This window comes from Nocardioides immobilis (genome assembly GCF_003515065.1).
GTDB lineage: Bacteria > Actinomycetota > Actinomycetes > Propionibacteriales > Nocardioidaceae > Nocardioides > Nocardioides immobilis.
In genome coordinates this window covers 50,774-74,589 of record NZ_QXGH01000026.1, presented here as the reverse complement: position 1 = coordinate 74,589, position 23,816 = coordinate 50,774, and the positions used below count along the sequence as shown (strand labels likewise).

Below are 23,816 nucleotides of genomic sequence, written 5' to 3'. Positions count from 1 at the left end.
GACGCCGGAGGTTGCATCGTCGATCCGACGAGACCGGATCGGAGCGACGCCGGACGGCGTGAAACACTCGACCTGACCCCGAATGGGCCCCGCTGAGCGAGACAGGACTCGAGAAGTGACGCAGTACGACGCCGACCTGCACGGCTGGTTCGGTGGTGCCGGCAGCTTCGGCGGCCGGTTCATGCCGGAGGCGCTGATCGCGGCTCTCGACGAGCTCGAGATCGCGTGGCAGAAGGCCATGGTCGATCCGGCCTTCGTCCAGGAGTTCGAGGGGATGCTGCAGAACTACGCGGGCGTCCCGAGCATGCTCTACGAGGCGCACCGGCTCTCCGACCACGCCGGCGCCCGGATCCTCCTCAAGCGCGAGGACCTCAACCACACCGGCGCCCACAAGATCCGCAACGTGCTGGGCCAGGCCCTGCTGACCAAGCGGATGGGCAAGACCCGGGTGATCGCCGAGACGGGGGCCGGCCAGCACGGTGTCGCGTCGGCGACCGCGGCCGCCTACCTGGGCCTGGACTGCACGGTCTACATGGGCGAGGTCGACACCGAGCGCCAGGCACTCAACGTCGCCCGGATGCAGCTCCTCGGCGCCGAGGTGATCCCCGTGAAGAGCGGGAGCCGCACGCTCAAGGACGCGATCAACGAGGCGCTGCGCGACTGGGTCGCGAGCGTCGACCACACGGCCTACCTGTTCGGCACAGCGGCCGGGCCCCACCCGTTCCCCAGCCTGGTGCTCAGCTTCGTCCGGAGCATCGGCGACGAGGCGCGACGCCAGTGCCTCGACCTCACCGGCCGGTTGCCCGACGCGATCGCGGCCTGCGTCGGGGGCGGGTCCAACGCGATCGGCCTGTTCGCCGGCTTCCTCGAGGACCCCGAGGTCGCGATCTACGGCTTCGAGGCGGGCGGCGACGGTGTCGAGACCGGCCGGCACGCGGCCACGATCGCCGCCGGCAGCGTCGGTGTGCTGCACGGCGCCCGCACGTACGTCCTGCAGGACGAGGACGGCCAGACCGTCGAGTCGCACTCGATCTCGGCCGGGCTCGACTACCCGGGCGTCGGCCCCCAGCACGCTGCGCTCGCGGCGAGCGGGCGGGCGTCGTACTTCCCGGTGACCGACGCCGAGGCGATGGACGCGATGGCGCTCCTGGCCCGCGCCGAGGGCATCATCCCGGCCATCGAGTCCGCGCACGCGGTCGCCGGAGCGCTCCAGATCGCCCCGGAGCGGCAGGGGCAGACGATCCTGATCAACCTGTCCGGCCGCGGCGACAAGGACATGGGCACCGCGCTGGACTACTTCGGCCTCGGCACGGCCGGGCCGTCCCCGGTCTCGGAGCAGGGAGAAGAGGCGTGAGCACCAGCGTCAGCGTTGCGTTCGAGAAGGCCCGTGCCGACGGCCGGGCCGCGCTCGTCGGCTACCTGCCTGCCGGCTTCCCGACGGTCGACGGCGGCATCGCCGCGCTCACGGCCATGGTCGAGGCGGGCTGCGACGTCATCGAGATCGGGCTGCCCTACAGCGACCCGGTCATGGACGGTCCCACCATCCAGGCGGCTGCTCAGCAGGCGCTCGACGCCGGCGTCCGCACCACCGACGTCCTGCGCACGGTCGAGGCGGTCGCCGCGACCGGCACCCCGACCCTCGTCATGACCTACTGGAACCCGATCGAGCGCTACGGAGTGGAGCGCTTCGCGCAGGCGTTGTACGACGCCGGCGGGGCCGGTCTGATCACCCCCGACCTCACGCCCGACTTCGCCCCCGAGTGGATCGCGGCCGCGGACGCGCGCGACCTCGACAAGGTGTTCCTCGTGGCGCCGTCGTCCACCGACGAGCGGATCGCGCTGACGACGGCCGCGAGCCGCGGGTTCGTCTACGCCACCGCCGTGATGGGCGTGACGGGCGCCCGCGCCGCGACGAGCGACCTCGCCGGGCCGCTCGTGGCCCGCACCAAGCGCGCCATCGAGACCACGGCACCGGGCCTCCCGGTCGGCGTCGGCATCGGCGTCAGCGACGGCGCGCAGGCGGCCGAGGTCGCGTCGTACGCCGACGGTGTGATCGTCGGCTCGGCCTTCGTCCGCACCCTGCTCGACCACCCCGGTGACCTCGACGCCGCCCGCCGTGCGCTGGTGGCCCTGACCGAGGACCTCGCCCAGGGAGTGCGTTCCTGATCGTGCGTACCGTCGCGCTCGGTGTCGCTGCCGCCCTGGTCCTCGCCGTCTCCGCCTGCACCTCGGAGGAGCCGGAGACGTTCACGGGCGCCCGGCTCGACCAGCCCTACGCCGCGCCGACGGTGGAGCTGACCGACACCGACGGCGCGCCGTACTCCTTGGCCGCCGACACGGACAAGCCGATGACGGTCGTGTTCTTCGGCTACACCCACTGCCCGGACCTCTGCCCGCTCGTGATGAACAGCCTGTCCGCCGGGCTCAACCGGCTCGACGAGGACGACCGCGAGCAGGTCGACATGGTCTTCGTGACCACCGACCCCGAGCGTGACGACGCGGCGGCGCTGCGCGACTACCTCGACGGCTTCGGCGACGGCTATGTCGGGCTCACCGGCGACCTCGACGACATCGTCGCGGCCGGCGATCCGCTCCACCTCTACGTCAACGACGGCAAGCGGTTGCCGAGCGGTGGTTACGATCTCGGCGGGCACTCCACCTATGTGCTCGGCATCGACGAGGACGACGAGGCCGTGGTCGTCTGGAACCAGGAGACGTCGGCGGTCGAGTTCGCGACTGACATCCACCTTCTGCTGTCCGAGGACTGACCTTGCTCCCTGACCTGATCACTCAGCTGGTTCCGGCGACGATCCCGAGCCCGTCCGACGGGGTCTGGAACATCGGCCCGGTGCCGCTCCGCGGCTACGCGCTGTGCATCATCCTCGGCATCGTCGCGGCGATCTGGATCGGCGAGCGGCGCTGGGTCGCTCGCGGTGGTCGTCCCGGCGACGTGCAGGACATCGCGATCTGGGCGGTGCCGTTCGGCATCATCGGCGCCCGGCTCTACCACGTGGCCACCGACTGGGAGTGCTACTTCGACCAGGCCGCGTGCGTCGCGGCCGACAAGATGTACGGCGGCCCGTGGGCGGTCCTGTACGTGTGGCGCGGAGGACTCGGCATCTGGGGCGGCGTCGCCCTCGGTGCGGTGGGTGCCTACCTCGGGTGCCGGGCGAAGGGCATCCGGTTCCTGCCGATGGCCGACGCGCTCGCCCCGGGAGTCCTGGTCGCCCAGGCGATCGGCCGGTGGGGCAACTGGTTCAACCAGGAGCTGTTCGGCGGCCCGACGGACCTGCCGTGGGCCCTCGAGGTCAGCCCGGACACCGCCCTCGACGCCGGCTACCCGATCGGTACGACGTTCCATCCCACGTTCCTCTACGAGTGCCTGTGGAACCTCGCGGCGTTCGTGGTCGTGCTGTGGCTCGAACGCCGGTTCCGGCTCGGCTACGGCCGGGTGATGGCCGTCTACGTCATGGCCTACACGCTCGGCCGGGGCTGGATCGAGTACCTCCGGGTCGACGACGTGCAGCTCGACAACGTCCTGGGCCTGCGGTTCAACGTGTGGACCTCCATCGTCCTGTTCGTCGCCGCCGCGATCTACCTCGTCATCTCGACCCGGCGACATCCGGGCCGTGAGGAGTCCGTCTACCGGGACGGGTCCGAACCCGAGACCGAGACGGAGTCCGAGGGGGAGTCCCAGGCGGACGCGGAGGCGGACGAGGAGGCTGAGTCCGAGGCTGAGGACGTGTCCACCGAGGACTGACGAGTGACGCCGTCATGTCACGCGGTGGTAACCTGATGCCTCCGCCGCGTGGGCCACTGACGTCCCTTGCGCCCCACCTTCTGTGGACCCTGCCGCTCGGCAGACCCACGGACGAAGCCGACGGGAGAACACTGGTGCCCTACTCGCACGCGTTCCCGCCGCCCGAGGGTCTTTACGACCCGCGCAACGAGCACGACGCCTGTGGCGTCGCCTTCGTCGCGACCATGACCGGAGAGGCCAGCCACGACATCGTGGCCAAGGCCCTCACTGCGCTGCGCAACCTGGACCACCGGGGCGCAGCCGGCGCCGAGGTCAACTCGGGCGATGGCGCCGGCATCCTGATGCAGGTTCCCGACGCGTTCCTGCGTGCGGTCACCGCCGAGGCGGGCTTCGAGCTCCCCGAGCGCTTCTGCTACGCCGTCGGGACCGCGTTCCTGCCCGGCGACGCGGAGCAGGTGGCCAAGACTCGTCAGCGCATCGAGGAGATCGCGGTCGAGGAGGGCCTCGCCGTCGTCGGCTGGCGGGAGGTGCCCGTCAACCCCGAGATCCTCGGCACCATGGCCGCCAGCGTCATGCCGACGTTCAGCCAGGTCTTCGTCCAGGGCGCGGGCCAGCGGCTCACCGGCATGGCGCTCGAGCGCCGCGCGTTCTGCCTGCGCAAGCGCGCCGAGCGCGAGACCGACGTCTACTTCCCGTCGCTGTCAGCGCGGACCCTCATCTACAAGGGCATGCTGACGACCGACCAGCTCGACAACTTCTTCCCCGACCTGGTCGACGAGCGGATCGCCTCCGCTCTCGCGGTGGTCCACTCGCGCTTCTCGACCAACACGTTCCCGAGCTGGCCGCTGTCGCACCCGTTCCGGTTCATCGCCCACAACGGCGAGATCAACACAGTGATGGGCAACCGCAACTGGATGCGGGCCCGCGAGGCACTGCTCGAGAGCGACGTCATCCCCGGTGACCTGGAGCGGCTCTACCCGATCTGCACCACCGGTGCCTCCGACTCGGCCTCGTTCGACGAGGTCCTCGAGCTGCTACACATGGGCGGGCGCAGCCTGCCGCACTCGGTGCTGATGATGATCCCCGAGGCGTGGGAGAACCACACCGAGATGGACGCGCAGCGGCGCGACTTCTACCGGTTCCACTCCGCGCTGATGGAGCCGTGGGACGGCCCCGCCTGCGTGGTGTTCACCGACGGCTCCCAGATCGGCGCCGTGCTCGACCGCAACGGCCTGCGTCCGTCGCGGTTCTGGGTGACCGACGACGGTCTCGTCGTACTCGCGTCCGAGGTCGGCGTGCTCGACCTCGACCCGGCCACGGTGGTCCGCAAGGGCCGCCTCCAGCCCGGCAAGATGTTCCTCGTCGACACCGACGAGCACCGGATCATCGAGGACGAGGAGATCAAGGCCGAGCTCGCGGCCGAGAACCCGTACGGCGAGTGGCTGCACGCCGGTCTGATCCACCTCGATGACATCCCCGACCGTGAGCACATCGTGCACACCCACGCGTCGGTCACCCGTCGCCAGCAGGTCTTCGGCTACACCGAGGAGGAGCTGCGCGTCCTCCTCACGCCGATGGCCAACACCGGCGGTGAGGCCCTCGGCTCGATGGGCACGGACACGCCCATCGCTGCGCTGAGCGACAGGCCGCGGCTTCTGTTCGACTACTTCGCCCAGCTGTTCGCCCAGGTCACCAACCCGCCCCTGGACGCGATCCGCGAGGAGCTGGTCACCTCCCTCAACGGCACCATCGGTCCCGAGGCCAACCTGCTCGAGCCGACGCCGGCGTCGTGCCGCCAGGTCGTCCTGCCGTTCCCGGTCATCTCCAACGACGACCTGGCCAAGATCCGCCACATCAACCGTGACGGCGACATGCCGGGCTTCATCACCCACGTCTCCCGCGGGCTCTACCCCGTCGAGGGCGGGGGAGCGGCGATGGCCCAGCGGCTCGACGAGATCTGCCAGGAGGTGAGCGAGGCGATCGCGGGCGGTGCCCGGATCATCGTGCTGTCCGACCGGCACTCGACCGCCGACCTGGCGCCGATCCCGTCGCTGCTGCTGACCGGCGCGGTCCACCACCACCTGGTGCGCGAGAAGACCCGCACCCAGGTCGGCCTCCTCATCGAGGCCGGCGACGTCCGCGAGGTCCACCACGTCGCCCTGCTGGTGGGCTACGGCGCGGCCGCGGTCAACCCCTACCTCGCGATGGAGTCCGTCGAGGACCTCGCCCGCGAGGGCTACTTCGTCTCGGCCGACCCGGAGAAGGCCGTCGCCAACCTCATCAAGGGGCTCGGCAAGGGCGTCGTGAAGGTGATGAGCAAGATCGGCGTCTCGACGGTCGCCTCCTACACCGGAGCCCAGATCTTCGAGTGCATCGGCCTTTCCCAGGCCGTGGTCGACAAGTACTTCACGGGCACCACGTCGAAGCTCGGCGGCGTCGAGCTCGACGTCATCGCGGAGGAGGTCGCCCGGCGCCACGCCACGGCGTACCCCCGCGGCGGCATCGCGCCCGCCCACCGCGAGCTCGAGATCGGTGGCGAGTACCAGTGGCGTCGCGAGGGCGAGCCGCACCTCTTCAACCCGGAGACGGTGTTCCGCCTGCAGCACGCCACCCGGACCGGTCGCTACGACATCTTCAAGCAGTACACGCAGGCGGTCGACGACCAGTCCGAGAAGCTGATGACCCTGCGCGGGCTCTTCAAGTTCAAGGACCCGTCCGAGATCGGCCGGGCGCCGATCCCGATCGACGAGGTCGAGCCGGTGTCCGAGATCGTCAAGCGGTTCTCGACCGGAGCCATGTCGTACGGCTCGATCAGCCAGGAGGCGCACGAGACCCTCGCCATCGCGATGAACCGGCTGGGCGCGAAGTCCAACACCGGTGAAGGTGGCGAGGACCCCGACCGGCTCTACGACCCGGAGCGCCGCAGCTCGATCAAGCAGGTCGCGTCCGGCCGCTTCGGCGTGACCTCGGAGTACCTCACCAACTCCGACGACATCCAGATCAAGATGGCGCAGGGCGCGAAGCCCGGCGAGGGCGGCCAGCTGCCCGGCAACAAGGTCTACCCGTGGGTGGCCAAGACCCGGCACTCGACGCCGGGCGTCGGCCTGATCAGCCCGCCGCCGCACCACGACATCTACTCGATCGAAGATCTGGCGCAGCTGATCCACGACCTCAAGAACGCCAACCCGGGCGCCCGCGTCCACGTGAAGCTGGTGTCCGAGGTGGGCGTCGGCACGGTGGCCGCCGGTGTGTCGAAGGCGCACGCCGACGTCGTACTCATCTCGGGACACGACGGTGGCACCGGCGCGTCGCCGCTGACGTCGCTCAAGCACGCCGGCGGTCCCTGGGAGCTCGGTCTGGCCGAGACCCAGCAGACGCTGCTGCTCAACGGTCTGCGCGACCGGATCGTCGTCCAGACCGACGGTCAGCTCAAGACCGGCCGTGACGTCGTCGTCGCCGCGCTGCTCGGCGCCGAGGAGTACGGCTTCGCGACCGCGCCGCTCGTGGTGTCGGGCTGCATCCTGATGCGGGTCTGCCACCTCGACACGTGCCCGGTCGGTGTCGCCACCCAGAACCCGGTCCTGCGCTCGCGCTACGCCGGCAAGGCCGAGTACGTCGTGAACTTCTTCGAGTTCATCGCCGAGGAGGTCCGCGAGCTGCTCGCGTCGCTGGGCTTCCGCTCGCTCGACGAGGCCATCGGCCAGGTGCAGGCGCTCGACACCCTCGACGCCCAGCACCACTGGAAGGCCGCCGGGCTCGACCTGGCGCCGATCCTGCACCAGGTCCACGTCGGCGACACGCACTTCCCCGAGCAGGACGTGCGCAACACCGGCACGCAGGACCACGGCCTGGACAAGTCGCTCGACGTCACCGAGCTGCTGCCTCTTGCAGCGGCGGCCATCGAGAGCGGGGAGCCCGTGCGGGCCCAGCTGTCGATCCGCAACGTCAACCGCACCGTCGGCACCATCCTCGGTCACGAGGTGACCAAGAAGTACGGCGGCGCCGGCCTGCCCGACGGCACCATCGACCTCACGTTCACGGGGTCGGCGGGCCAGTCGTTCGGCGCCTTCGTGCCAGGCGGGATCACGCTGCGGCTCGAGGGCGACGCCAACGACTACGTCGGCAAGGGCCTGTCCGGCGGCCGGATCGCGATCCGGCCCGACCGGTCCGCGCAGTTCAAGGCCGACGAGCACATCATCGCCGGCAACACGATCGCCTACGGCGCCACCTCGGGTGAGATCTTCATCCGCGGCGGGGTCGGCGAGCGGTGCTGCGTCCGCAACTCCGGTGCCACCGTGGTGACGGAGGGCGTCGGTGACCACGGATGTGAGTACATGACCGGCGGCCGGGTCGCCGTCCTCGGCAAGATCGGCCGCAACTTCGCGGCCGGCATGTCGGGCGGCATCGCCTGGGTGATCGACCTGAAGGACATCCGCGTCAACCGGGAGCTGGTCGAGCTCGGTCCCGTGGCCGAGGCCCACGAGGAGGAGCTGCGCAGCATGGTGCAGCGCCACTTCGAGGAGACCGGCTCGAAGGTCGCCGAGGAGCTGCTCGGCGACTGGGAGACCGCGCTCACCCGGTTCACCGAGGTCATGCCGCGCGACTACCGGATCGTGCTCGAGGCCGCGGCGAAGGCCGAGGCCGACGGTCTCGACGAGGACGGCGTGGCCAACGCGATGATGGAGGCCCTCCATGGCTGACCCGAAGGGTTTTTTGAAGGCTGACCGGCAGGTCGCTGAGCGTCGTCCGGTCGAGGAGCGCATCAACGACTGGCAGGAGGTCTATCCCGGTGGGATGGGCCGCGCGCTGCTGCCGATCATCACCGAGCAGGCCGGCCGCTGCATGGACTGCGGCATCCCGTTCTGCCACCAGGGCTGCCCGCTCGGCAACATCATCCCCGAGTGGAACGACCTGGTCTGGCGCGACGACTGGCGGGGCGCGATCGAGCGGCTGCACGCGACCAACAACTTCCCGGAGTTCACCGGTCGCCTGTGCCCGGCCCCCTGCGAGACCGCGTGCGTGCTCGGCATCAACCAGCCGGCCGTCACGATCAAGAACGTCGAGGTCTCGATCATCGACAAGGCGTGGGAGGCGGGCTACGTCTCTCCCCAGCCGCCGGAGTGGCTCTCGGGCAAGACGGTCGCGGTCGTCGGCTCTGGTCCGGCGGGTCTCGCCGCGGCGCAGCAGCTGACCCGCGCGGGCCACACCGTCGCCGTCTACGAGCGCGACGACAAGCCGGGTGGCCTGCTCCGCTACGGCATCCCCGAGTTCAAGATGGAGAAGCAGCACCTCGACCGTCGCCTCGAGCAGATGAAGCGCGAGGGCACGGTCTTCCGGTCCGGCGTGGAGGTCGGTGCCGGCGTCCTGACCGGCGGTGCCCTCAAGGACCGGTACGACGCCGTGGTGCTCGCGATCGGTGCGACCGTGCCGCGCGACCTGCCGGTGCCCGGGCGCGAGCTCAAGGGCATCCACCAGGCGATGGAGTTCCTGCCCCAGGCCAACCGGGTGGCACTCGGCGAGACGGTCGAGGACCAGATCCGCGCCGACGGCAAGCACGTCGTCATCATCGGCGGCGGCGACACCGGTGCGGACTGCCTCGGCACGTCGACCCGGCAGGGTGCCGCGTCGATCACGCAGCTCGAGATCCTGCCCGAGCCGCCGACCGACCGGCCCGAGGGCCAGCCGTGGCCGACGTACCCGATGACCTTCCGGATCTCCTCGGCACACGAGGAGGCCGGCGACCGCGTCTACTCGGTCTCCACCAAGGAGTTCCTCGGCGACGACGAGGGCAACGTCCGGGCGCTGCGCCTGGTCGAGGTGAGGTTCGAGGGCGGCACGTTCGTCGAGGTCGAGGGCAGCGAGCGCGAGATCCCGGCCGAGCTGGTGCTCTTCGCGATGGGCTTCCTCGGCCCCGAGGGTCCGGGTCTGGTCGACCAGCTCGGCGTCGAGCTCGACGGCCGGAGCAACGTGGTCCGCGACTCGTCGTACATGTCCTCCGTGCCGGGCGTCTTCGTCGCCGGCGACGCCGGCCGCGGGCAGTCGCTCATCGTGTGGGCGATCGCCGAGGGACGGGCCGCTGCCTCGGCTGTCGACAAGTACCTCACCGGGTCCACCACGCTGCCGGCGCCGATCCCGCCGACTGCTCGCCCACTGGTCGTGTGAACGTTCCAACTCGATAGGGTGCACACGTGCGAAGAGCAAAGATCGTGTGCACCCTGGGCCCGGCGACCAATTCGGAGCGCCGGATCCGTGAGCTCGTCTACGCCGGGATGGATGTCGCCCGGCTCAACATGAGCCACGGCAGCCACGCCGACCACGCCGAGGTCTACCGCCTGGTGCGGGAGGCGTCGGACGCGAGTGGCCGTGGGGTCGGGATCTTCGCCGACCTCCAGGGCCCGAAGATCCGGCTCGAGCGGTTCGCCGACGGCCCGGTCACGCTGCGCCGCAGTCAGCGGTGGACGATCACCACGCGCGACGTGCTCGGTGACGGCGAGATCTGCGGTACGACGTACAAGGGCCTCCCCGGTGACGTCGGCCCCGGCGACCCGCTCCTCATCGACGACGGCAAGGTCCGGCTGCGGGTGGTGTCGGTGACCGACACCGACGTCGTGACCGAGGTCCTCGTCGGCGGGCAGGTCAGCAACAACAAGGGCATCAACCTGCCGGGCGTGGCCGTCTCGGTGCCCGCGCTCTCCGAGAAGGACGCGGCGGACCTGCGGTTCGCGCTGCGCCTCGGCGTCGACTTCATCGCCCTCAGCTTCGTCCGCAACGCTGCCGACGCCGAGGACGTGCGGGTGATCATGCGCGAGGAGGGCGTGCTGCTCCCCGTGATCGCGAAGATCGAGAAGCCGCAGGCGATCGAGAACCTCGACGAGGTCGTCGAGGCGTTCGACGGCTTCATGGTGGCTCGCGGCGACCTCGGCGTGGAGTGCCCGCTGGAGGAGGTGCCCTTCCTCCAGAAGAAGGTCATCGTCGCCGCCCGACGCAACGCGAAGCCGGTCATCGTGGCGACCCAGATGCTGGAGTCGATGGTGGTCAACCCGGCGCCCACCCGGGCCGAGGCCAGCGACGTCGCCAACGCGGTCCTCGACGGTGCCGACGCCGTGATGCTGTCGGGCGAGACCAGCGTCGGCGAGCACCCGATCCACACCGTGGAGACGATGGCGCGGATCATCTCCGCCACCGAGGACCACGCGCTCGTCGACGACACGTTCAGCCGGTTCGGCCGGATCGACTGGGACCCCCACACCCGCGCCGGCATCATCACGAAGGGCGCCGAGGAGGTGGCCCAGCGGGTCGGGGCGAAGTACGTCGTCGCGTTCACCCAGTCGGGTGACTCGGCCCGGCGCCTGGCCCGGCTGCGCAGCGGCATCCCCGTGCTGGCGTTCACGCCCGAGGCGCGGTGCCGCTCGCAGCTCGCGCTCACCTGGGGCGTCGAGGCGTTCCAGACGGTCACCGTCGAGCACACCGACGAGATGGTGCGTCAGGTCGACGAGGAGCTGCTGCGCATCGGACGGGTGACCGAGGGCGACCTGGTCGTGATCGTCGCCGGCAGCCCGCCCGGCATCCCCGGCTCGACCAACGCGCTGCGCATCCACCGGATGGGCGACGCGATCAACGAGGTCGCGCCCGCCTACCGCCGCGGCTGAGCGCGGCGCGACGGACTACGTCGCTTCCGCCTGAACGTCAAGGCGTCCGTCGGAGGCTCCCTCAAGTACGACGCGGGGGCCGAGGCCGCGCTGAAGAAGGTCGTGGGCGTCTACACGCGAGTGTCGGGCACGTTCAACTGGTCGGTGCGGCTCGGCATCAAGCGCAGCCGGACCTCCGCCGTCGAGGTGGAGAACACCGTCACGATCCCGGGTGGCAAGACCGTGATCTGGTTCCGCGGCCACGTCACGGTGCGGGGGACCTACCGCTACTCCTGGTGCCGCAGCAACGGAGATGGCGGCACCGGCGGCACCAAGAGCCTCTGCATCTGACGGACGCGACGCGTTGACCCGGCCCCGGTGCCGGGTCAACGCGTCGGGCGGTTGGCCCGCGAGCTGAACACCGACTCCGGGCGCTCCTGCGGAACGCCGTCGACGGTGATGTCGGCGACCTCGTTGTAGAACGCGATCCGCCCCTCGACCCGCGCGACAGCAGGGAACGGCGCGGCGTACGACCAGGCGACGTTGTCGCCGTCAGGCACGCCCGGCAGGCTCCAGTACTCCTCTGCGAAGCCCTTGTAGGGGCAGACGCTGGAGTTCGAGTCGGGACCAGGAGGTCGAGCCGGACGTCCTCCCTCGGAAGGTAGTAGCGGGTCGGCAGGTCGGTCTCGAACAGGAGGACGGGGGAGTGGCTGTCGGCCACGACGGTCCCGCCGAGCGACACCTGGACGTGGCGCGAGCTCGCCAGCGCCTCGACCCGCTTGTGCGGGTCCCGCGGGTGGGCGATGACCTCCTCGTCCTCCTCGAGCCACCGGTCGAGCACGCCCGGCTCCCAGCTGACGACGATCCGGTCGCTGATCGCAGGGTCGTCGCGGACCCAGGCAGCGTGCTCCATGACCCGGTCGTCGGCCACGACGTCGTACCACTCCGAGACCGGGCCCTTCGCCGTGTAGAACGACGGCCTCGGCCGGGAGTCCGCCGACGGCCGCAACAGGTCGGTGCGGACGTCGTCACGGGGGAACGCGTACGCCGGCACCGGGAACCTCTCCTCCCAGAACAGCAGCGCGTTACGGCTGTCCACGAGCGCCGCCGCGCCGACGTACCCCCGGATCCATTTGTCCGTCGCCTCTGTCCGCATGGTCATCTGAGCAGCCTACGACTTCGGGCCGATGAGGCGGTCGAGCGCTGCAACGGCTTCGCGCCGGGACACGCTGATCACCCGTGGGTTCGACTGGCGCCAGGCGATGTCCACCAGATCGAGCGCCCAGCAACAGAGCTCCCGGATGTCCGCCGAGGCATTGCTGAACTGCCACCGGGGATAGTGGTAGGTCTTCAGCTCACCTGCGACGACACGACGGGTGGAGTTCATGACGCGACATCCGTCGGAGTGGAACAGGCCGCGGAGGAACGGTCCGGGATACGCCTCGACGATCCGACGCTGCCACTCGTCGAGGAGGATCGGACGTTCGTGCTTGCGCCCTTCACCGTTTTGGGGGAAGAGACAGGGCCAGTGCTGCCAGTTGCTCTGGACGACAGTCACGCCCGGAGCCGCAGGGTGGAACACGCGCCCGCCTGGTCGCACGCGATGGATGAGGTCGGTGACATCGGCGACGATGCATTGCTGGGTGCGGTCGCATGCGACGCGTAGGAAGTGGCATCTCGGCGCGCGGGAGATGCACCCGTCGCCGAGGTAGAAGCCGAGAAGGGCGGCGTACGCCCCGGCGTCGAGATCGCCCGCGCCACAGACCGGACAGTCGTTGGTGCGCATGCTGTGCCCGTTCGCCCAGTCGCGGAGCGTGGACCGACTGACGCCGAGGATTCGCGCGACGCTCGACCAGGACTCGCCAGCCGCACGAAGCCGCGCAGCCTCGTTCCTGAGCCTCGCTGGATACACGCTTCGAGGGTCGAGATGACCTCCGACTCAAAGTGCCCCGGGTGAGATTCGAACTCACACTGAATGGTGTTTGAGACCATCGCCTCTGCCGTTGGGCTACCGGGGCCGGCAGCAGTCGAAAACCGTAGCCGATGAGCTCACCGGGGACCGCATGCGGGCCGCGCACCGCTACCTCGGACATCCCGATGAAATGCAGATCCCGATAGCCTTTCCCGCGTGACCGAGACGCCTACGCCCCGCACTGTCGTCATCGCGGAGGACGAGACCCTGATCCGAATGGACCTCGCCGAGATGCTGGCGGAGGAGGGGTACGACGTGGTCGGCCAGGCGGGTGACGGAGCGAAGGCGGTCGAGCTCGCGGAGGAGCTGAAGCCGGACCTGGTGATCCTCGACGTGAAGATGCCGGTGCTCGACGGGATCGCGGCCGCGGAGGCCATCGCCGGCCAGCGGATCGCCCCGGTGGTCATGCTGACGGCGTTCTCCCAGCGCGACCTCGTCGAACGCGCCCGCGACGCGGGCGCGATGTCCTACCTGGTCAAGCCGTTCACGAAGGCCGAGCTGGTGCCGGCGATCGAGATGGCGGTCAGCCGGTACGCCGAGATCGCCCAGCTCGAGGTGGAGGTCACCGACCTCAAGGACCGGCTGGAGACCCGCAAGGCGGTGGACCGGGCCAAGGGGATCCTCCAGGAGCAGCTGTCCCTCACCGAGCCCGAGGCGTTCCGGTGGATCCAGAAGACCGCGATGGACCTTCGGATGTCGATGCGGCAGGTCGCCGAGGGCGTCATCGACCACGGGCCGGAGGTCGGAAGCGGGCCGTCCTGACACCGGCGAAGGTCACGAATCCGCAACGACGCGGAACGATCCTTGTCGTGGGCGGTCACAACGTGCCCGTTCGGAGTTAGGTTGCACCTGCAGTTCGGTTCCGGACGTGGTCCGGATTTTTCTAGTAAGCCGGAGGTCTCATGATCCGCCCAACACCTGCCCGTCGCATTGCGGCAGTGCTTGCAGCAACCGCTCTCGTTCTTTCCGCCTGCGGTGACGAAGGCGGCGATGACGACGACGACAGCCCTGGAGCCGAAGACTCGCCCACCACCACAGAGCCCAAGGGCGACGGCACCCTGACCTTCGGCACCCTGCTGCCGGCGACCGGTGACCTCGCGTTCCTCGGCCCCCCGGAGTTCGCGGGTGTGACCCTGGCCGTCGAGGACATCAACGCCGCTGGCGGCGTGCTCGGCCAGGACGTCGTCCAGGTGAAGGGCGACTCCGGCGACGGTACGCCGGACATCGCCGGTTCCCAGGTCGACAAGCTGCTCAACGCCAACTCCGACGTGATCGTCGGCGCAGCCTCCTCGGGTGTGTCGATCACGGTCATCGACAAGATCACCGGTGCCGGCGCCGTCCAGTTCTCGCCCGCCAACACCGCGGCCGGCTTCGACACCGACGAGATCGACCCGAACCGCCTGTACTTCCGTACTGCGCCGTCGGACTACCTCCAGGGCGAGGTCCTGGCCAACGAGGTCATCGAGGACGGTTTCGACAACGTCGCGATCATGGGCCGCCAGGACTTCTACGGCGAGGGCCTGGCCGAGCGGACCCGCGACGTCCTCGAGGAGAAGGGCGCGACTGTCAGCGAGTTCATCCTCTACAACAAGGACGCGACGACGTTCACCGCAGAGGTCAACCAGCTCGCCGCGGCCGAGCCGGACGCCATCGTGCTCGTCACGTTCGCCGAGATCACGACGTTGATCCCGCAGCTGATCGCGAAGGGCCTCGGCCCGCAGGACGTGCAGCTGTACTTCGTGGACGGCAACCTGTCCAACTACCCGGACGAGGACTTCAACCTCGACGGCGTCAAGGGCACGGCACCGACCTCGGCGACTCCCGACCCTGAGTTCGAGGCGCGGCTCAAGGCGACTCCGCCGATGGGACCGGACGACGCGTTGCTCTACGGTCCGGAGAGCTACGACGCTGTGATCATCAGTGCGCTCGCAGCGATCGCAGCCGGTGACGACTCGGGCGAGGCGGTCGGCGCCAACATCGTCGACGTCACCCGCGAGGGCACGAAGTGCACGACCTTCGAGGAGTGCAAGACGCTGCTCGAGGACGGCGAGGACATCGACTACGACGGCAAGAGCGGGCAGGCCGACATGACCGACACCGGCAGCCTGGCGGCCGGCACGTACGGCATCTACGAGTACAGCGGAGGCGACAACGCCTACGAGGAGATCGACAAGGTCTCCGGCGTCGTGCCGCCGAGCGAGTGATCTGAACCCGACACACCAGCAAGAACCAGAAAGGGCCCGGCTTCGGCCGGGCCCTTTCGCATGGGCAGGAGTGCGGTCGTGGGGACCGTCGGGGTTCAGCGCTCGCCGAGCGTGCCCAGGTAGAGCTCGATCACCTTGGGGTCGTGGGACAGGTCCTGGCCGGTCCCGGTGTAGGCGTTGCGGCCCTGGTCGAGGACGTAGCCGCGATCGCAGATCTGCAGGCAGCGACGAGCGTTCTGCTCCACCATGACCACGGAGACTCCGGCCCGGTTGATCCGGCGCGTCTGCACGAACACCTCGTCCTGGAGCACCGGCGACAGTCCGGCCGACGGCTCGTCGAGGAGCAGGACCGACGGCTCCATCATCAGGGCGCGACCCATCGCCACCATCTGGCGCTCGCCACCGGAGAGGGAGCCGGCCCGTTGGTTACGCCGGTCCAGGAGCGCGGGAAAAAGCTCGCCGACGAACTCGAACCGCTTCCGGAAGCTGCTGGGACGCTGGTAGCAACCCATCTCCAGGTTCTCCTGGATCGTCAGCGAGGGGAACACGTTGTTCGACTGGGGAACGAACCCGATGCCGCTGGTGACCAGCTTGTCCGCACGCTGGTTGGTGACGTCCTCGCCGTTCAGCAGGACGGTGCCCTCGCTGATCGTGACCAACCCGAAGAGGGCCTTGAGCAGCGTGGACTTGCCGGCCCCGTTGGGACCGATGATGCCGACCAGCTCGCCCTCCTGGCAGTAGAGGTCGGCGCCGTTGAGGATGTTGACCCCCGGCAGGTAGCCGGCGACCAGGCCGTCGGCGCGGAGCACCGCGCCCTCGGCCGCTGCGAGGTGGGCACTCCGCTCCGGGGTGAGCGTGGCTTCGTCACTCATTGCTGTGGGCCTCCTGCTCGATCTCGGCCTCCGCCTCGGCGAGGATCTGCTCCTCCGCCTCGAAGGTGAGCTCGGTGTCGTGGTGCGCTCCGAGGTAGGCGTCGATCACGGCTGGGTCGGCCATCACCGCGTCCGGTGGGCCCTCCGCCACGATCCTGCCCTGAGCCATGACGACGACCCAGTCGGAGATGTCGCGCACCATGTCCATGTCGTGCTCGACGAACAAGACGGTCCGCCCCTCTTCGCGCAGCGACTTCACGTGCCCGAGCAGGGACTGCTTGAGGGCCGGGTTGACCCCGGCCATGGGCTCGTCGAGCATGACCAGCTCCGGCTCCGTCATCAGCGACCGGGCCATCTCGAGGAGCTTGCGCTGTCCTCCGGACAGCGACCCGGCGAAGTCCTCCCGCTTCTTGTCGAGGAGGAACCGCGCGAGCAGCCCGTCCGCGCGCTCGGTGTTGTCGGTCTCCTGCGAGCGCCAAAGCGGGGCGAACAGGGCGGCCAGCAGGCTCTCGCCGCGCTGACCCGTTGCGCCGACCCGCATGTTCTCGATCACCGTGAGCTTCGACAGCACCTTGGTGAGCTGGAAGGTGCGCACCATGCCCATCCGGGCGACCTTGTACGCCGGTGCCCGGTTCAGCGACCGCCCGTTGAAGGACCAGTCGCCGCTGTCCGGACGGTCGAAGCCGGTGAGCAGGTTGAACAGGGTCGTCTTACCGGCTCCGTTGGGACCGATCAGCGCCGTGATCACCCCGCGCTGCACCTCGAGGTGATCGACATCGACCGCCGTGAGACCCCCGAAGGTGCGGACGACGTTGTCGGCCTTCAGGATCGGGTCGGGCTTGGCGACCCCGGGCGTGTGGTCGACGTCTGCGAGCGCGCGCTTCGATGCCGCGACGTCGACGCTGAACGCCGGACCCGCCGGCCCCGCCGGCCCCGCCGTTGTCGTGCTCACGGGCTGGGCGACCGCCCACTCATCGCTGCTGTCCGGGCGTTCCTGCTGCTCATCGGGCATCGATCGCCAACTCCCTTCGGTCACCGAACAGGCCTTGTGGTCGGAAGATCATCAGCAGCATCAGGCCCAGGCCCATGAAGATGAGGCGCATCAGGCTGGCCTGCGTGTCGTTCATGATCGACGCGGGAATGATCGGGTTCGCGCCGGAGGTGGCCTGCCCGAAGAAGAGGTCGAGCACGGTGATCAGGAAGTAGAAGATCACCGCTCCCGCAACGGGGCCCAGCACCCGGGCCGCGCCACCGATCAGCAGCACGGTGTAGGCGAAGAAGGTCACGTCCGTGGCGAAGAAGGAGGGCCCGACCGTCGCCGATCGCAGCGTGACCACCAAACCGGCCAGCGCACCGAACATGCCGCCGATGATCAGCGACTGCATCTTGTAGGCGTAGACGTTCTTGCCGAGCGAGCGGACGGCGTCCTCGTCCTCGCGGATCGACTTCAGCACCCGGCCCCACGGGCTGCGCATCAGCAGCCAGGTGATCAGGCAGGCGGCAGCGACCAGTCCCCAGCCGATCACCATCACCCAGAAGTCGTTGGCGCTCCACATCACGACGCCCTCGATGCCGACGGGTTCGGAGAACGGATTGACCTCACGGAAGGGCCCGATGAACCCGGTCAGCCCGTCCTGGCCGCCGAGGTCCTCGGAGAACTTCGCCGCACTGATCACCTGGCGGATGATCTCGGCCGCGGCGATGGTCACGATGGCGAGATAGTCGGCGCGCAGTCGCAAGGTGGGTACGCCGAGGAGCAGGGCGAACACGATCGTCAGCACGATGCCGAGCAGGACCCCGAGCCAGAGGCTCAGTCCCCAGATCGTCGACATGGTGACCATCGCGTAGCCGGCGATCATCATGAAGCCGGCCTGTCCGAAGTTCAGCAGCCCGGTGTAGCCGAAGTGGATGTTGAGGCCGATGGCGGCCAGGCAGTAGACCGCGGCCGTGGGCCCCAGCGCCTGCTGCAGTGAGCCGGTCAGCAAGTCGTTCCAGTCCATGGGAGCCTCCTCAGCCGATTCTCTGCGCTCGGCCCAACAGGCCCTGTGGCCGGATGAGCAGAATGATGATGAGCAGCAGCAGCGCGCCCACGAACTTGAACTCGGGATCGATGAACAGCGTCGAGAGCTCGGTGAAGAGCCCGATGACGAACGCGCCGACGATGGCACCCCAGATGGTGCCGAGTCCGCCCAGCACGACGGCGGCGAAGACCAGGAGCAGGATCCGGAAGCCGATCTGGAAGTCGAAGCCCTGGGTCACGCCCAGGAGCGCCCCGGCGAGGCCGGCCAGCGCGGCGCCGCCGATCCAGACGATGCCGATCACCCGCTCGACGTTGATGCCCGTGGCGGACGCCAGCCCGGGGTTGTCGGCGACCGCCCTGGTCGCCTTCCCGAGCCGGGTGAACTGCAACAGGCTCGTGGCGGCGACCAGCACCGCTGCCCCCAGCAGGATCACGATCAGCTCCTTGGGCGTCAGCAGGATGTCGCCGATCTCCCACGGCTGCACCGCGCCGTACTGCGAGTAGTTGCGCTGCTGCGCGCCGGCGAAGTACTGGTAGATGTTGCGCAGGAAGAGCGACAGGCCGATGCTCACGATCATCATCGCGACCAGGCCCGTGCCGCGGCGGCGCAGCGGCCGCCACAGGGCGGAGTCGTTCAGCCAGCCGAACACGCCGCCGGCGACGAACGCGGCGAAGACACCGACGATCACCGTGATCTCGGCTCCGCCGACCTCGATCCGGCCGGGCAGACGATCGACGAAGAACGCGGCCAGCGCGCCGAAGGTCACGAGCTCGCCGTGCGCGAAGTTGGTCAGCCCGGTGGTGCCGAAGATCATCGAGAGCCCGAGCGCCGCCATGGCGAGGATCACCGAGAACACCAGCCCGCCGACCGCCAGCTGCAGGGCCTCGGTGAACTTGCTTGGTTTCGACGGGCCGACGTCCCCGATCGGGAAGAGCACGGTCTGGTCGTTGTCGATGTTGATCGACAGCGTGCGGCTGGTGATCTCGGGCTTGGTGCCCTCCGGCAGCGTCGACTCGTCGAGCGCGACTGTGTAGGACTTGCCCAGATGTTCGATGGCTGTTCCCGGCAGGTCGATGACGAAGGTGCCGTCCTCACCCGACGTGGCTTCGCCGATGACGTTTCCGTCCTCGTCCTCGACGGTCACCGCCACGCCCGGGACCGCGATCGGGGGCTTCTCGCGGCGGTCGCAGATCCGGCCGAGGATCGAGATGGTGTCGTCGTCGGTGGGCTTGACGAGCGCGCACCTGACCGCCTCGTCGTCGGCTGTTGACGTGTCGGCATGCGCCGGCTGCGCCGCGAGGATCGCCAGCAGCGCCCCGAGTACGGCGACGAGCAGCACCAGGGCTGCCGCAGATCGGCTGCGCCTCCGTGTCGCGATGAACATGGATCTCCTGTCCTGCCGCCCTCCGGCAGTCGATTCTTTGGCGTCGACAGCCGAACGTTATTAGTGATCCGACCGTAGGGCACGCCGCGGCGGGTAACGACACGGGAACAAAATGCCGCCCCTACCAGGGTTGGGGACACGATGCCACGCCTGTCGTCGCGACGCGATCCAGGCGTAGGGTGTCCCCCACCAGGAGGGGGAGACGGGATGAGCCGCTTCAGCTTGACGCCCAGGATCGCTCAGCGCGAGGACGCGCCGGTCCTCGCTGAGCTCTGGAGCGACGTGCTGCGGCGCGTCGACCGGGCCGAGCAGATCGCCGACCTGGAGCTCGTCATCAAGGCTGCGGCCGAGTCCCCCGAGCACCGCTTCATCGTCGTCGACCTCGACGGCGAGCTGGCGGGCGCCGTCTACCTGCGGCTGACGACGGTGTCACCGATCAACCTGGATCCCTGCGTGCAGTCGATCCAGCCACGGGTCTTCGACCACCTCCGCCGCCGTGGCGTGGGTCGGGCCCTGATGGAGGCGTCCGTCGCGTTCGCCGAGGAGAACGGCGTCCTGCACGTGACCACCGCTGTACCGGCGACCGCCCGCGACGCCAACCGGTTCATGGCGCGGCTCGCGCTGGCGCCCGTGGCGACGCTCCGGCTGGCACCCACCTCCGTCGTACGGAGCCGGCTCACGCCGCCCGCACCCGGGTCCGGGCGCAGCACGCCTCGGGTGCTGGTCGCGCGGCGCAACCAGCGGCGGGCCCGCGCGGCGCAGGTCCAGGTCCCCTTCCCGGACTGACGGTCCGCTCGGCCAGCTCGGCCAGCTCGGCCAGCTCGGCCAGCTCCGTCAGCGGGGGTCGATCAACGCGCAGGTGATGCGCGAGGTGCACAGGCGCTTGCCGCGCTCGTCGGTGATGACGACCTCGTACGCAGCGCTGGTGCGGCCCAGGTGGATCGCGGTCGCAGTTCCGGTGACGGTGCCGGACGTGGCCGAACGGTGGTGGGTGGCGTTGATGTCGACGCCGACCGGGATCTTGCCGTACTGCTCGGCGTGGACCATCGCCCCGGTCGAGCCGAGCGTCTCGGCGAGCGCCACCGAGGCGCCGCCGTGGAGCAGCCCGTAGGGCTGGGTGTTGCCCTCGACCGGCATCGTCCCGACCATTCGTTCGGCCGAGATCTCGAGGAGCTGGACGCCGAGCTTCTCGTTGAGGGCGCCCATGTGATCGGAGGTCATGGGCACCATTCTGCTGTCCGTGGCCACGGCTAGAGTCGTCGGGTGCCCGAAGCTTCCGCCGTTCGTCCGCGCCTGCTGCTCCTCGACGGCCACTCCCTGGCCTACCGAGCGTTCTTCGCCCTCCCGGTCGAGAACTTCTCGACCGCCACGGGGCAGAACACCAATGCTGTCTACGGATTCACCTCGATGCTCGTCAACGTGCTGCGCGACGAGCGGCCGACCCACGTCGCGGTGGCCTTCGACATCTCGCGCCAGACGTTCCGGCTCGCGGAGTACTCCGAGTACAAGGCCAAGCGCAACAAGACGCCGACCGAGTTCAGCAGCCAGCTGCCGCTGATCGAGCGGGTGCTCGACGCGTTCTCGATCCCCTACCTCAAGGCCGACGGCTACGAGGCCGACGACATCATCGCGACCCTGGTCACCCAGGCGCTCGCCGCCGATGATGCAGGGACCGACGGCTTTGAAGTTCTCATCCTCACCGGCGACCGCGACTCGCTGCAGCTGGTGACCGACCGGTCGACGGTGCTCTACCCGATGCGCGGGGTGTCCGACCTGGCCCGGATGACCCCGGATGCCGTCCTGGAGAAGTACGGCGTGCCGCCGGAGCGCTACCCCGAGCTCGCCGCGATCGTGGGCGAGACCTCCGACAACCTGCCGGGCGTGCCCGGGGTCGGCCAGGGCTTCGCCGCGAAGTGGCTCAACACCTACGACGGTCTCGACAACGTGATCGCGCACGCCGACGAGATCACCGGCAAGAAGGGCGAGGCACTCCGTGAGCACCTCGGCGACGTGATCCGCAACCGCAGGCTCAATGCGCTGGTGACCGACCTCGACCTGGGGGTGCGGCCGTCCGAGATGGCGCTCCAGCCCTGGGACCGCCAGGCTGCGCTCGCGCTCTTCGACGAGCTGGAGTTCCGCGGCGAGCTTCGCACCCGCACGATCGAGACCCTGGCGGGCGAGGAGCCGATCGAGGAGGGCGGCTTCGAGCTGGCCGGGCGCACCCTCGGCGAGGGCGAGGTCGCTGCGTTCCTCGAGGGCCTCGGCCTCGACGACCAGGTGGTCGGGCTCCACGTCCGCGGCAGCTGGGCCGCCGGCACCGGCGCCGTCGACGGCCTCGGGTTCGCGGTCGCCGACGGCCAGGCGGCGTACGTCGACGTGGCCGGGCTCGGCGCCGACGACGAGGCCGCTCTCGCGGGATGGCTGGCCGACCCGAACCGTCCCAAGGTGCTGCACGACGCGAAGGGCCCCGAGCTCGCCCTCGCGGCGCAGGGGTGGACGCTGGCCGGCGTCGTGAGCGACACCGCCCTCACGGCGTACCTCGCGCGTCCGGACCAGCGCTCCTACGACCTCGCCGACCTGACGCTGGCTTATCTGCGGCGTGAGCTCAAGGGTGAGGCCGACAGCGACCAGGGCGCCCTCTTCGACGCCGACGGCGGCTCCGACGCGGCCTCGACGGCGATGCTCTACGCCCGGGCGGTGATCGACCTGTCGAAGGCGCTCGAGGGGGAGCTGGAGCGCGCCGGCGGCTCGAGGCTGCTGACCGACGTCGAGCTGCCGCTGGTGCACCTGCTCGCCCGGATGGAGCAGACCGGCATCGCCGTCGACATCGACCACCTCACCTCCCTCGAGCAGCACTTCGGCGACGAGGTGCGCAACGCCGCGGAAGAGGCGTTCGCGGTGATCGGCAAGGAGATCAACCTCGGCTCGCCGAAGCAGCTGCAGGTCGTGCTCTTCGACGAGCTCGGGATGCCGAAGACCAAGCGCACCAAGACGGGCTACACGACCGACGCCGACGCGCTCCAGGGTCTCTACGCCAAGACCGAGCACCCGTTCCTGCTCCACCTGCTGCGGCACCGCGACGTCATCCGGCTGCGGCAGACCATCGAGGGCCTGCTCAAGACCGTCCAGCCCGACGGCCGGATCCACACCACGTTCAACCAGATGATCGCCGCGACCGGGCGACTCTCGAGCACCGAGCCCAACCTGCAGAACATCCCGATCCGCACGGAGGAGGGGCGCCGGATCCGCGAGGGCTTCGTGGTCGGGAGCGGCTACGAGTCACTGATGACCGCCGACTACAGCCAGATCGAGATGCGGATCATGGCGCACCTGTCGGAGGACAAGCTGCTGATCGAGGCGTTCCGCTCGGGCAGCGACTTCCACTCGATCACCGCCGCGAGGGTGTTCGACGTACCGGCCGACGAGGTCACCCTCGAGATGCGCGCGAAGATCAAGGCGATGAACTACGGCCTCGCCTACGGCCTGTCCGCGTTCGGCCTCTCCCAGCAGCTCGGCATCGAGCCGGGTGAGGCCCGCGGCCTGATGGACGAGTACTTCGAGACCTTCGGCGGCATCCGCGACTACCTGGCCGGGGTCGTCGTCGAGGCGCGCAGCACCGGCTTCACCGAGACCATCATGGGCCGCCGTCGCTATCTCCCCAACCTCACCAGCGACAACCGGATGCAACGGGAGATGGCCGAGCGGATGGCGCTCAACGCCCCGATCCAGGGATCCGCCGCAGACCTGATCAAGGTCGCCATGCTGCAGACGCAGCGGGCGATCGACGAGCAGGGCCTTCGGTCACGGATGCTGCTCCAGGTCCACGACGAGCTCGTGTTCGAGGTCGCGCCGGGGGAGCGGGACGTGCTCGAGGCCGCGGTCCGCGAGCGCATGGGCGGCGCGGCCGACCTCGCGGTCCCGCTCGACGTCTCGGTCGGCACCGGCGCGAGCTGGCACGAGGCAGCGCACTGACGC

Annotated in this window: 18 protein-coding genes, 1 tRNA gene and 1 pseudogene; 12 read left to right on the top strand and 8 right to left on the bottom strand. The window is 69.5% G+C overall.

Annotation, left to right across the window (positions count from 1 at the left end; translation table 11 throughout):
- Positions 1-82 precede the first annotated feature (82 nt).
- From trpB to D0Z08_RS20805, 8 genes are all read left to right on the top strand, one after another.
- Positions 83-1,354, top strand: coding sequence for a tryptophan synthase subunit beta (gene trpB, locus D0Z08_RS20840; protein WP_118927191.1), 1,272 nt, complete (start codon positions 83-85; stop codon positions 1,352-1,354).
- Entirely contained in the window at positions 1,351-2,166 is an 816-nt protein-coding gene (gene trpA, locus D0Z08_RS20835; RefSeq protein ID WP_118927190.1) for a tryptophan synthase subunit alpha, read from the top strand. Before trpB ends, trpA begins: the two co-directional genes overlap by 4 nt.
- Positions 2,167-2,168: 2 nt before the next feature.
- A complete protein-coding gene (locus D0Z08_RS20830; RefSeq protein WP_118927189.1) occupies positions 2,169-2,768 on the top strand; it encodes an SCO family protein in 600 nt (199 codons plus the stop codon).
- 2 nt (positions 2,769-2,770) lie between these two features.
- Positions 2,771-3,760 carry a prolipoprotein diacylglyceryl transferase gene (gene lgt / locus D0Z08_RS20825; RefSeq protein WP_245994245.1) on the top strand — a complete coding sequence of 330 codons (990 nt, stop codon included), beginning with the start codon at positions 2,771-2,773 and terminating at the stop codon, positions 3,758-3,760.
- Between the two features lie 134 nt (positions 3,761-3,894).
- On the top strand, positions 3,895-8,460 hold the full coding sequence (gltB, locus tag D0Z08_RS20820) for a glutamate synthase large subunit (RefSeq protein ID WP_245994242.1): 4,566 nt from the start codon (positions 3,895-3,897) through the stop codon (positions 8,458-8,460).
- The gene (locus D0Z08_RS20815; protein ID WP_118927187.1) at positions 8,453-9,922 is read left to right on the top strand and encodes a glutamate synthase subunit beta; all 1,470 of its coding nucleotides are present in this window, start codon (positions 8,453-8,455) and stop codon (positions 9,920-9,922) included. Before gltB ends, D0Z08_RS20815 begins: the two co-directional genes overlap by 8 nt.
- 26 nt (positions 9,923-9,948) lie before the next feature.
- Entirely contained in the window at positions 9,949-11,409 is a 1,461-nt protein-coding gene (gene pyk, locus D0Z08_RS20810) for a pyruvate kinase (protein ID WP_118927186.1), read from the top strand.
- A 102-nt stretch (positions 11,410-11,511) separates the two neighbouring features.
- Complete coding sequence (locus D0Z08_RS20805) at positions 11,512-11,739, top strand: hypothetical protein (protein ID WP_118927185.1); 228 nt, start codon at positions 11,512-11,514, stop codon at positions 11,737-11,739.
- Positions 11,740-11,774: 35 nt separating this feature from the next.
- On the opposite strand, the pseudogene D0Z08_RS33760 reads toward D0Z08_RS20805, so the two are convergent.
- From D0Z08_RS33760 to D0Z08_RS20790, 3 genes and pseudogenes are all read right to left on the bottom strand, one after another.
- Positions 11,775-12,544, bottom strand: a pseudogene (locus tag D0Z08_RS33760) (DUF427 domain-containing protein).
- Between the two features lie 15 nt (positions 12,545-12,559).
- Positions 12,560-13,300 carry a helix-turn-helix domain-containing protein gene (locus D0Z08_RS20795; RefSeq protein WP_118927184.1) on the bottom strand — a complete coding sequence of 247 codons (741 nt, stop codon included), beginning with the start codon at positions 13,298-13,300 and terminating at the stop codon, positions 12,560-12,562.
- Positions 13,301-13,333: 33 nt separating this feature from the next.
- A tRNA-Leu gene (locus D0Z08_RS20790) sits at positions 13,334-13,406 on the bottom strand.
- 110 nt (positions 13,407-13,516) lie between these two features.
- Between D0Z08_RS20790 and D0Z08_RS20785 the strand changes: the two genes are divergently transcribed.
- A complete protein-coding gene (locus tag D0Z08_RS20785; protein ID WP_118927183.1) occupies positions 13,517-14,122 on the top strand; it encodes an ANTAR domain-containing response regulator in 606 nt (201 codons plus the stop codon).
- A gap of 176 nt (positions 14,123-14,298) precedes the next feature.
- The gene (locus tag D0Z08_RS20780) at positions 14,299-15,564 is read left to right on the top strand and encodes an ABC transporter substrate-binding protein (RefSeq protein ID WP_245994239.1); all 1,266 of its coding nucleotides are present in this window, start codon (positions 14,299-14,301) and stop codon (positions 15,562-15,564) included.
- A gap of 95 nt (positions 15,565-15,659) precedes the next feature.
- Here D0Z08_RS20780 and D0Z08_RS20775 read toward each other — a convergent pair whose 3' ends face one another.
- Genes D0Z08_RS20775 through D0Z08_RS20760 form a run of 4 tightly spaced genes read right to left on the bottom strand, consistent with a single transcriptional unit; the run spans position 15,660 to position 19,841 of the window.
- A complete protein-coding gene (locus D0Z08_RS20775; protein ID WP_118927181.1) occupies positions 15,660-16,436 on the bottom strand; it encodes an ABC transporter ATP-binding protein in 777 nt (258 codons plus the stop codon).
- The gene (locus D0Z08_RS20770) at positions 16,429-17,448 is read right to left on the bottom strand and encodes an ABC transporter ATP-binding protein (RefSeq protein WP_118927180.1); all 1,020 of its coding nucleotides are present in this window, start codon (positions 17,446-17,448) and stop codon (positions 16,429-16,431) included. The genes D0Z08_RS20775 and D0Z08_RS20770 overlap by 8 nt, the downstream gene beginning before the upstream one ends.
- Positions 17,438-18,436 (bottom strand): branched-chain amino acid ABC transporter permease, encoded by a 999-nt coding sequence (locus D0Z08_RS20765; RefSeq protein ID WP_118927179.1) that lies wholly within the window; start codon positions 18,434-18,436, stop codon positions 17,438-17,440. The genes D0Z08_RS20770 and D0Z08_RS20765 overlap by 11 nt, the downstream gene beginning before the upstream one ends.
- 10 nt (positions 18,437-18,446) lie before the next feature.
- Positions 18,447-19,841: an ABC transporter permease subunit gene (locus D0Z08_RS20760; RefSeq protein ID WP_147381494.1), complete on the bottom strand. Its 1,395-nt coding sequence runs from the start codon at positions 19,839-19,841 to the stop codon at positions 18,447-18,449.
- Positions 19,842-20,048: 207 nt separating this feature from the next.
- Here D0Z08_RS20760 and D0Z08_RS20755 point away from each other — a divergent pair, with 207 nt between their 5' ends.
- Complete coding sequence (locus D0Z08_RS20755; RefSeq protein WP_182481412.1) at positions 20,049-20,627, top strand: GNAT family N-acetyltransferase; 579 nt, start codon at positions 20,049-20,051, stop codon at positions 20,625-20,627.
- Positions 20,628-20,675: 48 nt separating this feature from the next.
- Here the strand turns inward: D0Z08_RS20755 and D0Z08_RS20750 are convergent, their stop codons facing one another.
- The gene (locus D0Z08_RS20750) at positions 20,676-21,062 is read right to left on the bottom strand and encodes a hotdog fold thioesterase (RefSeq protein ID WP_245994235.1); all 387 of its coding nucleotides are present in this window, start codon (positions 21,060-21,062) and stop codon (positions 20,676-20,678) included.
- Positions 21,063-21,104: 42 nt separating this feature from the next.
- Between D0Z08_RS20750 and polA the strand changes: the two genes are divergently transcribed.
- Entirely contained in the window at positions 21,105-23,813 is a 2,709-nt protein-coding gene (polA, locus tag D0Z08_RS20745) for a DNA polymerase I (protein ID WP_118927175.1), read from the top strand.
- The last annotated feature ends 3 nt before the right edge of the window (positions 23,814-23,816 follow it).